11 protein-coding genes and 2 pseudogenes are annotated in these 14875 nt (G+C 69.0%); 10 read left to right on the plus strand and 3 right to left on the minus strand.

Going from position 1 to position 14875, the window contains the following annotated elements:
- Window positions 1-27: 27 nt before the first annotated feature.
- Window positions 28-2484 carry a SpoIIE family protein phosphatase gene (locus tag ACFYO2_RS31710; protein WP_388356037.1) on the minus strand — a complete coding sequence of 819 codons (2457 nt, stop codon included), beginning with the start codon at window positions 2482-2484 and terminating at the stop codon, window positions 28-30.
- 675 nt (window positions 2485-3159) lie between these two features.
- On the opposite strand from ACFYO2_RS31710, the gene ACFYO2_RS31715 reads away from it, so the two are divergent.
- Genes ACFYO2_RS31715 through ACFYO2_RS31725 form a run of 3 tightly spaced genes read left to right on the plus strand, consistent with a single transcriptional unit; the run spans window position 3160 to window position 6341 of the window.
- Entirely contained in the window at window positions 3160-4248 is a 1089-nt protein-coding gene (locus ACFYO2_RS31715) for a substrate-binding domain-containing protein (RefSeq protein WP_388355834.1), read from the plus strand.
- Window positions 4249-4281: 33 nt separating this feature from the next.
- Window positions 4282-5064 (plus strand): ATP-binding cassette domain-containing protein, encoded by a 783-nt coding sequence (locus ACFYO2_RS31720; RefSeq protein ID WP_388355836.1) that lies wholly within the window; start codon window positions 4282-4284, stop codon window positions 5062-5064.
- Between the two features lie 5 nt (window positions 5065-5069).
- Window positions 5070-6341, plus strand: a complete 1272-nt coding sequence (locus ACFYO2_RS31725) for a sugar ABC transporter permease (protein ID WP_388355838.1) — start codon at window positions 5070-5072, stop codon at window positions 6339-6341.
- Window positions 6342-6449: 108 nt separating this feature from the next.
- Here ACFYO2_RS31725 and ACFYO2_RS31730 read toward each other — a convergent pair.
- Window positions 6450-6619 (minus strand): annotated as a pseudogene (locus tag ACFYO2_RS31730) (helix-turn-helix domain-containing protein); the annotation flags it as partial.
- Between the two features lie 167 nt (window positions 6620-6786).
- Between ACFYO2_RS31730 and ACFYO2_RS31735 the strand changes: the two are divergent.
- The 3 genes and pseudogenes from ACFYO2_RS31735 to ACFYO2_RS31745 all read left to right on the plus strand — a co-directional run bounded on the left by ACFYO2_RS31735 (window position 6787) and on the right by ACFYO2_RS31745 (window position 9558).
- Window positions 6787-7599 (plus strand): oxidoreductase, encoded by an 813-nt coding sequence (locus ACFYO2_RS31735; protein ID WP_388356039.1) that lies wholly within the window; start codon window positions 6787-6789, stop codon window positions 7597-7599.
- Window positions 7600-7728: 129 nt separating this feature from the next.
- Window positions 7729-8175, plus strand: a pseudogene (locus tag ACFYO2_RS31740) (nuclear transport factor 2 family protein); the annotation flags it as partial.
- A 270-nt stretch (window positions 8176-8445) separates the two neighbouring features.
- Window positions 8446-9558: an ABC transporter substrate-binding protein gene (locus ACFYO2_RS31745; protein WP_388355840.1), complete on the plus strand. Its 1113-nt coding sequence runs from the start codon at window positions 8446-8448 to the stop codon at window positions 9556-9558.
- Between the two features lie 269 nt (window positions 9559-9827).
- On the opposite strand, the gene ACFYO2_RS31750 is transcribed toward ACFYO2_RS31745, so the two are convergent.
- On the minus strand, window positions 9828-10502 hold the full coding sequence (locus ACFYO2_RS31750) for a hypothetical protein (protein WP_388355841.1): 675 nt from the start codon (window positions 10500-10502) through the stop codon (window positions 9828-9830).
- 384 nt (window positions 10503-10886) lie between these two features.
- Here ACFYO2_RS31750 and ACFYO2_RS31755 point away from each other — a divergent pair, with 384 nt between their 5' ends.
- The 4 genes from ACFYO2_RS31755 to ACFYO2_RS31770 all read left to right on the plus strand — a co-directional run bounded on the left by ACFYO2_RS31755 (window position 10887) and on the right by ACFYO2_RS31770 (window position 14832).
- Window positions 10887-11534 (plus strand): cysteine hydrolase family protein, encoded by a 648-nt coding sequence (locus ACFYO2_RS31755; RefSeq protein ID WP_388355843.1) that lies wholly within the window; start codon window positions 10887-10889, stop codon window positions 11532-11534.
- A gap of 117 nt (window positions 11535-11651) precedes the next feature.
- Entirely contained in the window at window positions 11652-12392 is a 741-nt protein-coding gene (locus ACFYO2_RS31760) for a cysteine hydrolase family protein (protein ID WP_388355845.1), read from the plus strand.
- 187 nt (window positions 12393-12579) lie between these two features.
- A complete protein-coding gene (locus ACFYO2_RS31765) occupies window positions 12580-14322 on the plus strand; it encodes a regulator (protein ID WP_388355847.1) in 1743 nt (580 codons plus the stop codon).
- 93 nt (window positions 14323-14415) lie between these two features.
- Window positions 14416-14832: an AtzH-like domain-containing protein gene (locus ACFYO2_RS31770; protein WP_388355849.1), complete on the plus strand. Its 417-nt coding sequence runs from the start codon at window positions 14416-14418 to the stop codon at window positions 14830-14832.
- The last annotated feature ends 43 nt before the right edge of the window (window positions 14833-14875 follow it).

The following is a 14875-nucleotide window of genomic DNA, read 5'->3' on the forward strand; positions in this document are numbered from 1 at the left end:
CCGCGGCGACATACCGGATACGTCTCTTCACGGCAGGCCCTCTCGTTCTGCCCGGGGCTCCGAGTCCCTGGGTGCGGACTTGCGGCGCGGCACAGCGACCTCGCTCCACACCTGCTTACCGCCCGCTACGGGCATCGAGCCGAAGGACTCCGACATCGCCTCGACCAGAAGCAGGCCCCGGCCGCCGGTCGACTCCCAGTCCACGATCACCGGCTTGGCGGGCGCCCGCGGCGAGGAGTCGCTCACACTGACGCGCACCCGGTCACCGCGCAGCGTCAGATCCACGCGGACCGGGCCCTGGGTGTGCACCAGCGCGTTGGTGACCAGCTCGGACACGACCAGGAGCAGCGCGTCGGCTGCTTCCTCGGTTTTCCAGCGGCGCAGAGTGCGCGCGGTGAAACGGCGGGCGTGCATGACGGCGTCGGGCAGCCGCCACACCACCCAGTCGGCCCGGATCGGCCGCGTCTTCAGGCCGTCGTAGCGCAGCAGCAACAGCGCCACGTCGTCCTCACGGCGGCCGACGTCGCCGAGCAGTTCGTCGGCCATGCGCCCCGGGTCCGCCGGATCGGCCGCGGCGAGTGCGGTGCGCGTGCGGCGCATACCCTCGTCCAAGGGCAGGTCGGAGGCCTCGACCAGGCCGTCGGTGACCAGGGCGAGCACCGTGCCGGGCTCCAATGCGACGGCGGTCATGGGGAATTCCGCCTCCGCGAGGATGCCGAGCGGAAGCCCGCCTTCGACCTGCACCTCCTCGGTACGTCCGTCAGGATGGCGCACGAGCGGTGAGAGGTGGCCGGCCCGGACGAACAGGGTGTTGCCCTCCTCCAGGTCCAGTTCGACATAACAACAGGTGGCGAACAGATCGGTCTCCATACCGACGAGGAGGCGGTTGGCGTGGGACACGACCACGTCGGGTGGATGGCCCTCCACCGCGTACGCCCTGACCGCGGTACGCATCTGGCCCATGATCGTCGCGGCTCCGGCGCTGTGTCCCTGCACGTCACCGATGACCAGCGCGACCCGCTCCTCGGAGAGGGCGATGACGTCGTACCAGTCACCGCCCACCTGCAGCCCTCTCATGGCGGGCAGATAACGTGCGACGGCCGTGCACCCGGGCAGTTCCGGAAGGCGGCGGGGCAGCAGGCTGCGCTGGAGCATCGTCGCGAGTTCCTGCTCCGCGTCGTGCGCGTGCGCACGCTTGAGGGCTTGTCCGATCAGCGCGGCGGTGGCGGTCAGCAGGGTTCGTTCCTCGGGGACGAACTCGTGCGGCTGGTCCCAGCCGACCAGGCACACACCGGCGACCCGCCCCTTGGCGGGAAGCGGCAGCACGGCCAGACCGCCGCTGCCGATGCCTGCCAGTCCCGATTCGAGGGCCGAACCGGCGGGCCACAGGTCCATACGTCCGTCCTGCAGGGCCATCTGCAGGGTGGGAAGAGCACTGACCGGCGCGTCAGGCCATTCCGAGCGCCACTGCGAACGCCACATCTCCGGCCAGGCGGCGGGCTGCGGCGGATCCAGCACGCTGACCATCAGCCGGTCTTCCTCCAGCTCGGCGAGCGCCACGCGGTCGGCACCCAGCGGCACACGCAGCGCGGTGACGGCCACGCGGCCGACGTCACGGACCGTCGCGGCGCCATCGAGCGCGGCGGTCAGCCACTGGATCCTGGACACGTCATCTGCGCTCCGGCTCAGGACCGAGGTCGCCGTCACCACGCCCAGCACCTGCTCCGGCCGAGCGTCGGTGCCCGCCGCCACCCGGCAGCTCAGACTCAGCCAGCGCATTTCACCGGTAGGGCGCCGGACACGGAACTCCAGCTCCCGCCGGCCGTATGCCTGGCCCCTCGGCTCCAAGACCGACATCAGCGCGTGCATGTCCTCCGGGAAGGCGTGCGCGAGCAGGGTGTCAGCCTTGCCGTCGAAGTCGTCCGGCGTGATGCCGACCAGTTCGAGCAGCGTCTCGTCCGCCTCGATCAGGCCGGTGTCCGGCACCAGGACGAAAGAGCCCACGCGCAGACTCCGCAGCGCGGGATACAGGACCTCGGAAGGATCGGGGCGGCCGGTCCCGGCCTGCAACATGTCGGCGATCGCGTGGGCGTAGCGCTCGAGGAAGAGCCGTTGCTCGGCCGCGAAGCCGTCCACGGACCCACCCATCACGACCAGGCAGCCCAGTCGTCTGCCCCCCGACGCGAGTGGCAGCGCGCCGAGCGCCATCTCCGCTCGCGGCGGCGTCGGCGCGTTCTCGAAGTAGGAGGTGAGTACGGCCGGAGTGAGCCACACCGGCCGGTCGGTGTGGAAGGCGTGCACGGCGGGCGAGCCACCGGACAGAGACAGACGTCTCGGCACCCCCGTCGGCACCCCGTACGGGGAAGTGGGCCCGGCCGTGTCCACCAAACGAAGCGCTTCGTTCTCGGCATCCGGCACATAGACCGCTGCCAGCTCCACTCCGGCGAACGTCAGGGCCCGATCGCTCACGGCGGCCTCCGGCATCGCAGGCTGCGGAGAACCAGTTCCTGCCGTGCCGGCCTCGGCTGCCCGCAGCTCGGTGACTCCGGCCCGGGCCCGGCCGTCATGAGGCATGTCCGCAACGTACCTCCCGCCCATGGCACAGGTGCCGACGCGCTGGGAGAGCCAAGCACCCACCTACCAGAGTCTCATATGCCAACGAAACAGACAGATCCACTTCTGTGGTCTCTGGCCGCGGATCGCCGGTGCATTCGCAGATCGCCGCCCCCGGTGCCACACTGACGACGTGGTCGTCTTGCTACTTCCACGCGGTGCGTTCCCTCCCGACGTTCGGCTTCGGCATCGCGGCGGCCCGCCGACTGCCGATGCCGGGACAGTCGGGCGGAGCCCCCGGCACGCCGCCGCTATGGGCCGCGTCGCGCCGGCCATGGTCCCAGCCGCGCATGGCTGTTCGCGTGAGTCCCTCTGCCGATATGGCGACCCGACTCAACCAAGCGATTGCCGTCGTACCGCGCCACGCCCTGCCGATACGGCTCCGACCTCGTGTGGCCCCCGCACGCCGCGTCCCACGCGCGCGGACCACCGCCGGTCCTGCATGCACCGGTCGCCCGCCACCTGGCGAACGTCGGCGGAGCGCCGCCGCTGGACCTCACGCCCGTCGAAGACCGGTAACGGGAGCCGACCAAGGAGGTCCCCCGCATGAAGGCCTGCACACGGGACGCGGCCCTCGCCATGACCGCCGTCTCCACCGCCGTTACCCTCGCCGCCTGCGGACCCAGCACCGAGAGCGACGCCGACAAGCGCAACGCACCGAGGATCGGTCTGCTCCTGCCGGACGCCACCACGGCCCGTTGGGAGACGCAGGACAGACCCCTGCTCGAAAAGAAGATCGACGAGCTGTGCGCCGACTGCAGGGTCGAGCACGCCAACGCCAAGGGTGATGTGGCCATCCAACAAGAACAGATGGACTCGATGATCACCAAGGGTGTCGATGCCATCGTGCTCGTCGCCGTTGACGCCAGGTCACTCGGCGCCGCGGTCAGGAAGGCCGACCAGGCCGATATCCCGGTCATCGCCTACGACCGCCTCGCCGAGGGCCCGATCGCGGGCTACGCATCCTTCGACGGTGAAGAAGTCGGCAAGCTCCAGGGCAGGGCGCTGCTGAAGGCCATGGGTGACACGGCGCGCGGCAACCAGATCGTCATGATGAACGGCGATCCCAGCGACCCCAACGCGGCGTTGTTCAAGACGGGCGCACTGTCCGTGCTCGAGGGGAAGGTGAGGATCGGCAAGGAGTACGACACACTCCAGTGGAGGACGGAGACTGCGAACATGAACATGTCCGGCGCCATCTCGGCCCTCGGCGTCGGCAGCATCAACGGGGTCTACGCAGCCAACGACGGCCTAGCCGCCGGCAGCATCGCCGCCCTCAAGGCCAACAAGGTCGATCCGCTGCCCCCTGTCACCGGGCAGGACGCCGAACTCGCAGCAGTACGGCGCATTGTGGGTGGTGATCAGTACATGACCGTCTACAAGCCCTTCGGCCCCGAGGCGTCCGCCGGAGCCGCGCTGGCCGTGGCCGCGGCCCGAGATGAAACCCTCACCCGGGTTGCCACGGACAAGGTGAGGGCCAGCACTGGCGAAGAGGTTCCGGCCGTCATGCTCGTCCCCGTGTCCGTGACGGTCCACAACATCAAGGACACCTTGGTCAAAGACGGCATGTACACGATCCAGCAGATCTGTACGCCCCGACTTGGTGCCGCCTGCCGTGAGGCCGGGCTGACCTGACAGGCCGCTTCACGAGGTCCGGCCGGGAAGGAGATGTTCTCCGTGCCGAATCCCCCCTTGCTGGCGCTGCACGGCCTGTGCAAGCGCTTCGGCGTCGTCGAGGTCCTCAGGGACATCGAGCTGGAGATTCGCGCCGGGGAGGTCGTGGCCCTTCTGGGCGACAACGGGGCCGGCAAATCCACCCTGGTCAAAGCGATCTCCGGAGTGACGCCCGCGGACAGGGGCGTCATCGAGTGGGAGGGCCGGACGGTTCACATCAAGCGCCCCCACGACGCCCGGGACCTCGGCATCGCCACGGTCTACCAGGACCTCGCACTGTGCGGAAACCTCGACGTCGTGGGCAATGTCTACCTCGGGCGGGAGATCCGCCGGTTCGGCTTCCTCGACGAGGTGGAGATGGAGCGCCGCACCAGACACCTGTTGGAGGGCCTGACCAGGGGCATCCCCGATCTGCGTGCCCCCGTCGTCTCACTGTCCAGCGGTCAGCGGCAGACGGTCGCCATCGCCCGCTCGCTCCTCGGTGACCCGCGGCTCCTCCTCCTGGACGAACCGACCGCAGCGCTCGGCTTCGACCAGACGACCGAGGTCCTGGACCTCGTCGACCAGTTCCGTGACCGCGGTCTGGGAGTACTGCTCATCAGCCACAACATGGGGGACGTCAAAGCTCTCGCAGACCGGGCCGCCGTCCTGCGGCTCGGTCGCAACAACGGCTTCTTCAACGTGAACACCGCTTCTCAGGAACAGATCATCTCCTCCGTCACCGGCGCCACGGAGAACGTGCCTCGCCGGATGGCCCACCGGGAGGCGGGATGGTGAAAGGGATGCGCAACATGGCGGACAACACGCAGCCCGAACCCGCCGCGCCCACCGCCAAGCCCCCTCAGCCGCACCGCGGGCAGGCCGTCACCCGTGCGGTGCAGGGCTGGGGTGCCGTCTTCCGGCGCAAGCTGAGCGCCGGCGAACTGGGCTCGCTCCCTGTCGTCCTCGTCCTCGCCACGGTCTGGATCATCTTCCAGGCCCTCAACGAGAACTTCCTCTCGCCCCGGAACCTGTCCAATCTCAGTGTGGACATCGTGGGCACGGGACTGATCGCGGTCGGAATCGTCTTCGTGCTGCTGCTCGGTGAACTCGACCTGTCGGTCGGCTCGATCAGCGGCCTCGCGGCGGCCGTCTTCGCCGTCCTGAATGTGAACAACGGCGTGCCGGAATGGCTCGCCCTCATCATCGCGGTGCTCGCGGGCACCGCGACGGGAACCGTTCAGGGCTTCTCCTTCGCCAGGACCCGGGTACCGGCGTTCGTCGTCACGCTCGCGGGGCTGCTCACGTGGAACGGCTTCATGCTCTTGATCCTCGGGACCAGGGGCACCATCAACCTCGACGAGAACGGGCTCGTGGCCAAGCTGACCAGCTACTACTTCACCAATGACGGCGCCGCCTACGGCGTGGCTGCGGGCGCAGCGGGGGTGGTCTTCCTCGTGTCCGACCAGGACAGACGGCGGCGCATGGCCGTCGGCATGCCGCACCGCTCGCTCGCCGGAATCGTGGCACGCACGGGAGCACTGGCGGTGATCGCGTTCGCGGCCGCGTATGTGCTCAACCGGTTCCAGGGCCTGCCGCTCGCTCTCCTGCTCTTCCTCGCACTCGTGGCCGGTCTCGACGTCGTTCTCCGCCGTACGCACTACGGGCGTCAGGTCTACGCACTGGGCGGCGGCGTCGAGGCGGCCCGCCGCGCCAGCCTCAGCGTGACTCGGGTACGAACCGCGGTCCTCGCGGTCTCGGGCACCATGGCGGCGATCGGCGGCCTGTTCCTGGCCTCGCGGATCACCTCCGTGAGCCAGAACTCCGGCTCCGGCATCCTGCTGCTCAACGCCATCGCCGCAGCCGTCATCGGCGGCGCCAGTCTGTTCGGGGGACGCGGTTCGCCGTGGAACGCGGTGCTCGGCATCCTGGTCATCCAGTCGATCGCCTCAGGCATGTCGATCACGGACACCCCCACCGCCGTCCAGTTCATCATCACGGGCGGAGTGCTCTTCGCCGCGGTGGTCATCGACTCCCTGTCACGACGCTCACACGAGGCACACGGCCGGGCTTGACTCTCTGGGCAATGTTGCGCGGACTGCACCAACGGGTTGGCCGTGAAGTGCCTGGACAATACCGCTTCTCGTGGTGGGTCGCGCCGAATGGTCCCTCGATCCGGTCAAGGCAGCGACGACGATCGCCTTCTTGCCCGGAAAGAGTCGGAAGAGGTACGGCTGCGTGACGCCGACACGCTTGGCAATCGTCTCGGCAGAGGTGCCGTAGTAGCCCTTGAGTGCGAACTCGGCGACAGCACTGCGGGGATGGCGCTCTCGCGCCTCTCCTGCCTGCTCACCAGGCCCGTGCCGCCATGCCTGCGGGCGCCGGTCGGCTCAACCTGAAGCCGGCCGGTGACGCGGCCCGGGATCAGTTCCCTGCTCGAGCTTGCGCGCAGAAACCGATCGGTTTACAGGGAGGCGAGGGTAAACCGATCGGTTTCCCAGGCGACTTCGGGAGTGCATGATGACGACAAATCGGCCGGTGGCCCTGGTGACGGGCGCGTCCTCCGGCATCGGCAAGGAAACGGCGCTCGCACTGGTCGCAGCGGGTTTCGAGGTCGCCGGCACAGGCCGCGACACCTCGCGCGTCGCCCCGCTGGGCGGTGTGACGTTCCTCGACCTCGACGTGGTCAGGGACAAGTCGGTCACCGCCGCGGTCCAGCAGGTGATCGAACGGTTCGGGCGGATCGACGTCCTGGTCAACAACGCCGGCGTCGGCTCGATAGGTGCGGCCGAGGAGACCTCCGTCGCGCAGGCCCAGGGTGTCTTCGACATCAACGTCTTCGGGGCCATGCGCATGGTGAAGGAGGTCCTGCCGCACATGCGTGCCCAGGGACGCGGGCGCATCATCAACCTCTCGTCCGTGCAGGGGTTCATCCCCGCTCCCTACATGGCCGTCTACGGCGCGTCCAAACACGCGATCGAGGGCTACACCGAGTCCCTGGACCACGAGGTCCGGGAGTACGGCGTCCGGTCGCTCCTCGTCGAACCCGCCTACACCAGGACCGGATTCGAGGCCAACAGCGCGAAGCCCGACACGCCCCTGCAGGTCTACGCGGACCAGCGGCACGTCTTCGACCGCCTGATGACGCAGGCGATCAAGGACGGTGACGACCCCGCCGTCGTCGCCAAGGCGGTCGTCGCGGCAGCGACCGACGCGAAGCCGAAACTGCGCTACGCCGCCGGCCCCATGGCCGGACGCGCGCGCCTCCTCCGCTTCGTTCCCGCCTGGGTCCTGGACAGGCAGATCCGCACGATGAACAAGCTGGCCGGCTGACCCCCGCCACTCGCCGCCCCACGCACCCCATCGCGCCGTTGATACCGGGAGAGACCCATGTCCGAGACCCTGCACTCCGCCGCCGCTACTGTCGCGAGCTGGCGCGCAGCCTAAGAACGCGGTGACGTCGACGCCGCGGTCGCGTGCCTGAGCCGGGACGTCGTGCTCAGCTCGCCGCTCACCGAGCAGTTCCGCTTCGAGGGACCTGACCAGCTGCGCTCCTTCCTGACCTCGGCGTTCACGGCGGTCGAGGACATCCGCTTCCACACTCAGACCGGCGAGGGCGGCGCGTACGCGCTTTTCTACCGGGCGCGGGTGGGATCCCAGCCGTTCGAGGAGGCGCAACTGCTGCGGCTCGACGACGAGGCACGCATCAAGGAGATCACGCTCTTCGGGCGTCCGATGCCGGCCCTCACCGCCCTGATGATCAGCGCGGGGTCGGAGCTCGCCCGCCGACAGGGCCGCCGGGGCGTCGCGGCGCTCATGCGCGCCAGCGCCACGCCCGTGCACGCGATGGTCACCTTCGGGGACCGCCGCGTGGTCCCGCTGACCCGGCCGCCAGCCCGGCGGACCTGACAGAACCAGGTCCACGGGACGTCTGGCCCCGTTCCCCTTCCAGGAGTTGGCGGTAGCCGCAGGCGAAGTCCTCGGCGGACGGCTTCGGGTCGGCGGAACGCAGGAGGTACTTGGGTGGTCATGCCCTTCTATGTGGCAATGCCGGCCGCGGTGACCTCCTGGCCGCGGCTCGAACGCCCTGCTCGCGTAACGTCCTCTGTCGGCTGACCGGACGTTCACTCGGCGATCCGGGCAAGCTGCGACCGATCGTGACACGGGAGACGCCAACACATGAATACGCCGGCATCGACACCTGGTACGGAGCGGACTGACGGATCATCCGTCCAGATCGGCGCTCTCGTTCCGCTGACTCGGCCTGGCTGGGTCGAGGCGGGCCAACACCTGCTCGCCGGACTCAAGCTGGCCGTTCGCGAAGTCAATGACGCCGGCGGGATCGTCGGAAGACCACTCGAGCTGGTGGTCCGAGACACCGCGGCTGATCCACAGAGGGCCGCGGCGGCCGTGGACGAACTGGCCCGCCTGGGCGTGGCCGCCGTGGCGGGCGAGTACCACAGCGTCGTCGCTCGCGCCGCCGCCGCCAGGGCCGACGCCCTAGGCCTGCCGTTCCTCTGCTCGTCAGCGGTTCTCGACGCGCTCACCGAACAGCCAACGGAATGGGTCGCGCGCCTCGCCCCGGCGCAGTCCCACGGCTGGCGGATCTACGCGGACTTTCTCCTCAGCGCGGGCCACAGTCGCATCGCCGTAGCAGCCGAGCCGAGTGTCTACTGGGCATCCGGGGCCCGCATCCTGCGGGACTACCTCGCCCCACGTGGCGGCACCGTCATCGAACTCGACATGCGCGCGCTCGCCCCCACGGCCGTGTGCGACGAGCTCGTCGACCATCGCGCGACAGCTCTCCTTCTTCTGGTCGGCCACCCGGAGCCGGCAGTGTCGATCGTCAAGTCCGTCCGCCGCGACCAGCGCCTCGCCGAGATCATGATCGGTGCTCCGGCCGGGCAGCCGGAGTTCGCCGAATGGGCGACGCTGCTGGGGGACGACAGCGCCGCGATCCCCTTCTTGCGCTACCTGCCCGAGCGCCTCAGCCCACTCGGCGCACGAGTCGAGACGGCCCTCCGCGAGCGGCTGGCCGAAGCGCCCTCCTTCGTGGCCTTCGAGGGGTACGACACTGTCCTCGTCCTCGCCGATGTGCTGCGTTCCCACGGCGCGGACCGGGCGCGCACTGCATCATGCTGGCCGCGCGTTGCCGTCGAAGGCACCCGCGGGCAGATCCGGTTCTCCCGCGTGCCAGGCATCAGCGTGTGGCAATGGGCTTGGACGTCAGTCCAAGTCGTTGATCGAGATCCGGCGGAACCCGATCGCTTTCGGATCCTTCACTCCGGCTGAGAGAGCACGGAGGTCTTGGCCAGTTCCTCGGGGACGGTGCCGCGCCATGAGGCGAGACAGTTCAGAGGGATTCCGGGTAGCTGATGACGTCCCGGTTGTGGTCGCAGTCAAGGATCCCGGTGGACAGGCCCTGCTTCTTCAGCGTCAGTACGAGGTACCGGGTGATGAAGGTCTTTTCCTGGTCCGCGGGCGGGGACCTTCCCGGGTAGGTCGAGGGTTCGTACAGCGGCTCGTTCTGTGGAGTGAGCGGCAGTCCCCAGCTGTCCCTTTCAGGCGAGGTGGAGGACGCTCAGGGCCGTGGTCCAGTCGGTGACGATGGCCTTCTGTGCGGCGGCGAGGGTGACGGTGCCCTTGCAGACCGCGGTGTGCAGCTTCGTCTCCACCGGGTCCTTCTTGTTGTTGACCCCAGCCCCTGACCGGTGGCCGGGATCGGCGGGCTCCACCCACAAGTTGCGGTAGTCGTTGGGGTCGCCGCCGAGTTGCAGGCTGATCAAGTGGTCGTACTCGGCGTCCCCCATGCGGCCGGTGTAGCCGTAGGAGGCGGCGTTGAGTTCCTTCTCCTTGCCGGTGACCGACGTGGACGGGCGGATGCCGGAGGTGTAGCCGCCCTTGCGGCAGATCGTCGACGCGACGTTGGACTGCGTGACCGCCGGCGATATGGCGCCGGGTGTGCACTTCGGATCCTCCAGCGGCTCCCCGTGCTCGTAGCGGTAGTGGCAGGAGCCCGAGGCCGGCTGTTGCTGCACCATGTACCTCTTCCGCGGGCCGGCTCCGACCGCGATGTCCGATCCGGTGGTTGAGCCCGAGGCCGCCGCCCCTGAGGAACCCGCCGCCGGACTCCGGGTCCCGGACACCACCGAGCCGCCGAGCGCGGTCGGCGAGCAGCCCGCCAGCAGCAGGCAGGCGAGCACCGCGCACGAAGCGGCACCGTGGGTTGAGCGCATGATGACCCCTCACGGTCGGGAAACAGCTGAGCCGATGCTGCACCACCAGGCCGGCGGCCTACCACGCGGGGTACGGCGCGAAGGAACACAGATCGCAGACGGCAGACGGACTACACAACACAGCGGGCCCCACCCCGCGCAACGCGGGATGGGGCCCGTATCCGCCGCGTGTTTTCTCCGTAACCCGGCGAACGTCTGGCCGAAACTAATTTCCACATAATCACCATGTACGGAATACCAGAAATATGGGCGCTACTTTCCCATACACCGCTTCACCGGCTTGGGGGGTCAATGGCTGACATAACGCACACAAGTCCGCAAAACCAGACAGTAATCGTTGGCCCGGTCACCGCGAAGCCCTACGCATGGCCCTACGACACCTCCGTGCCCGCCAAGCGTGTCGCCGTGCTCTGCATCGACTGGCAGACGGATTTCTGCGGACCCGGCGGTTACGTGGACACGATGGGATACGACATCTCGCTGACCCGGGCCGGGATCCCGGCGACGCAGAGGCTGCTCGCGCACGCCCGCAGCACGGGCATGCTCGTCGTCCACACCCGTGAGGGCCACGCACCAGACCTGGCGGACCTGCCGGCCAACAAGCGCTGGCGGTCCGCGCAGATCGGCGCCGAGATCGGCGCCCCCGGACCGTGCGGCCGCATTCTGGTCCGGGGAGAACCCGGCTGGGAGATCGTGCCCGAAGTGGCCCCGTTTCCCGGTGAGGTGATCGTGGACAAGCCCGGCAAGGGGGCGTTCTACGCCACCAACCTCGACCTCGTACTGCGCACCCGGGGCATCACCCATCTGGTCCTCACCGGCATCACCACGGACGTCTGCGTCCACACCACCATGCGTGAGGCCAACGACCGCGGCTACGAATGTCTGATCCTGTCCGACTGCACCGGCGCGACGGACCCTTCGAACCATGAAGCCGCGCTGCACATGGTGACCATGCAGGGCGGCGTCTTCGGATGCGTCTCCACCGCAGACGACCTGATCGCCGCCACGACTGAGACCACCCCCCTGAGCTGACCCACCGGGCGGGCCCCGCACCGCTCCAACACTCCTGCACATCCGGACGCGAGGTCCGGATCCGCCCGAGCCGACCGCGTCGACCCGGAATTCCCCTCGACGAAAGCAGGAACCGCCATGGCAGTCGCAGAACCGCTCAGTGTCGAGGCCGCCCCGTACCCGTTCTCCTTCGACCCCGCCGAGACGGCACTCGTTCTCATCGACATGCAGCGGGACTTCCTCGAACCCGGCGGATTCGGCGAGAGCCTGGGCAACGACGTGGAACAACTGCGGAGAACCATCGCTCCATTGCGGACCGTACTCGACGCCTGCCGCGCCGCGGGCATGGCGGTCATGCACACCCGCGAGGGACACCTGCCGGACCTGTCCGACTGTCCCCCCAGCAAGCTGCTGCGAGGAAACCCCAGCATGCGCATCGGCGACCCGGGCCCCAAGGGCCGGATACTGGTCCGGGGCGAGGAGGGCCACGACATCATCGAGGAGCTCTACCCGGTGGCGGGTGAGCCGGTGATCGACAAGCCCGGCAAAGGCGCCTTCTACGCCACCGGGTTCGGCGATCTGCTCACTTCCCGCGGCATCCGCCGTCTCGTGATCACCGGCGTCACCACCGAAGTGTGTGTGCATACGACAGTCCGCGAAGCCAACGACCGCGGATACGAGTGCCTGGTGCTGTCGGACTGCGTCGGCTCCTACTTCCCTCAGTTCCAGCAGGCGGGCCTGGAGATGGTGGCCGCGCAGGGCGGCATCTTCGGCTGGACCGCGCCATCCGCCGCGTTCCTGGCGGCACTGGCCACCGCATCGCCCGCAGGCCACGACGCTCCGGAAACCGCCCTCGAACCGGCGCCGCAGCCGCTCTGACAGGGCCTCGGACCAACGCCCCGGCCGCACACGCGCCCCACCCCCGTCCCCTCGGCCGACCCGGCGACCCGGCGACCCGACCGCCCCGCCACCTCAGCGGTGCCTCGGTGTCCGCCGAACTCCGTTACCGGACCGGCATACCCCGCGCCAGAATCCACCGCTCCACCCGACGAAGGGTGATCCCGCCATGCTTTCGCTCCGCCGCAACGCCCCCACCGAGAACAGACCCATGCCCCTCCCGCTGTGGGTACGGGGCGACACCAACGCGTTCTTCGGACTGGCCGTCAACGTCCTGGTCAACGTGCTGACTTTGACCGGGTTGTGCCTGGGAGTCCTCAAGATCCCCGGCGACGACGTCTTCCACACCATCCTGCCGGCACTGGGCATCGCCCTGATCGCGGGCAACATCTACTACGCATACCTCGGCCGCAGACTCGCGCGGCGGGAGGGGCGGCAGGACGTCACCGCGATGCCCTACGGGCCGAGCGTGCCGCACATGTTCATCGTCGTGTTCGTCATCATGCTGCCGATCTACCTCAAGACCAAGGATCCGCTGCTGGCCTGGAAGGCCGGTGTCGCCTGGGCCTTCATCATCGGTGTCATCGTCCTCATCGGGGCCTTCATCGGCCCGTACATACGCCGGTACGCACCCAGAGCCGCCCTGCTCGGCACCCTCGCCGGTATCTCCGTCTCCTTCATCTCCATGCGGCCCGCCGGCCAGATGTGGGACAACCTGTGGATCGCCCTGCCGGTTTTCCTGCTGCTCCTGATCGGCCTCATGACCGATCTGAAGCTGCCCGGCAACATCCCCATCGGACTCGCCGCGCTGCTGGTGGGCACCGCGATCGGCTGGGCGGGCGGAGCGATGGACGGCTCCGCGGTCTCGGCGGCGGCCGACGACATCACTTTCGCTCTTCCGGGCCTCCACCTCGGCACGCTGTTCTCCGGTCTCTCGGACGTCGCACCGTTGCTCGCCACCGCCATCCCGCTGGGTGTCTACAACTTCACCGAGGGCATGAGCAACGTCGAGAGCGCCGCTGCCGCCGGTGACAACTACAACCTGCGTTCGGTACTGCTGGCCGACGGCGCGGGCGCCGTCATCGGCTCCGCGCTGGGCTCTCCCTTCCCGCCCGCCGTGTACGTCGGTCACCCCGGGTGGAAGAAGGCCGGCGGGCGCACCGGCTACTCGCTGGCCACCGGCGCGGTCATCGCCCTGATGTGCTTCCTGGGCATGTTCAGCCTGTTGGGCGCGATCCTCCCGGTCGCCGCGATCGTGCCCATCCTGCTCTATATCGGCCTGCTCATCGGTGCCCAGGCCTTCCAGCTCTCACCCAAGGCACACGCCGCGGCCGTGGTCGCCGCACTCGTGCCGAACCTGGCCTCCTGGGCCGTCGGCCAGGTCGACAACGCCCTCGCGGCCGCCGGCACCAGCGCGTCCAAGGTCGGGGAGGCCGGTCTGGAGTCGTCGGGTGTCGTCTACCACGGGCTGATGGTCCTCGGCCAGGGCGCGATCCTGGCGGGCCTGATCCTGGGCGCGCTCGTCGCGTTCGTCATCGACAAGCGGTTCGTCCCGGCGGCAGCGGTGGCCCTGGCCGGAGCGGCGCTCTCCTTCATCGGGCTCATCCACGCCCCGCAGATCGACTGGAACGCCAGTGGGAGTGTCAGCCTCGGTTACCTCTTCGCCGCCGTCCTGTGCGGAGCCTTCGCTCTGACCCGGCCGGCACCCCGCGAGCCGGACGCCGAAGAACTGGCACTCGAGCGGCTGCACGGCGGCGGCTCGGTGCCCGCAACGCCGGAGCCGGAACCGGAGCACGCACCTGCCCCAGCCCCGGAACCCGTGCTGGCCGGCGCCGGCGCCGGTGCTGCGGCGGTCCTGCCGGACGAGGCCACCGAGATCGCCGAGCCGGACCCCTCGGCGGCCACCGACTGACGACGGCTCATGACAACTGACGACAACTCAGACGACTCCCGTGCGGCCGGGTGACCACCTGGCCGCACGGCCGCTCGGGGACGGATCGGACCCATGACGAACGGAGAGCGGATGGATGTGGACCTGCCACAGACGGTCGCCGAAGTGACGGTGGCTTTCGCCGGCTACGAGGAGGCCCTGGTCACCGACGACCGCGACGGCATCACCGGGTACTTCTGGAACTCACCCGACACGGTCCGCTTCGGTATCGCCGATCAGCAGGCCGGGATGGAGGAGATCCGGGACTGGCGAGGGCAACAACCGCCGCTTCCCCCGGGCCGAAAACTCTTCGACACCAGAATCAGCACGTTCGGGACCGATTACGCCGTGGTCACCACCCTGTTCGCCTACCCCGGGGGTACCGCCGTCGGCCGCCAGACGCAGACGTGGACACGTTTCCCCGCAGGCTGGCGCATCGTCAGCGCGCATGTGTCGGAGGTGCCGGACGAGACCTCCCGGCCGGGCGCGTGAGGGGCCTTGTGCCGGCTTCGAACCGGGGCCAGGCCATCCCGGA

It is taken from the genome of Streptomyces sp. NPDC006602 (assembly GCF_042870385.1).
Taxonomy (GTDB): domain Bacteria; phylum Actinomycetota; class Actinomycetes; order Streptomycetales; family Streptomycetaceae; genus Streptomyces.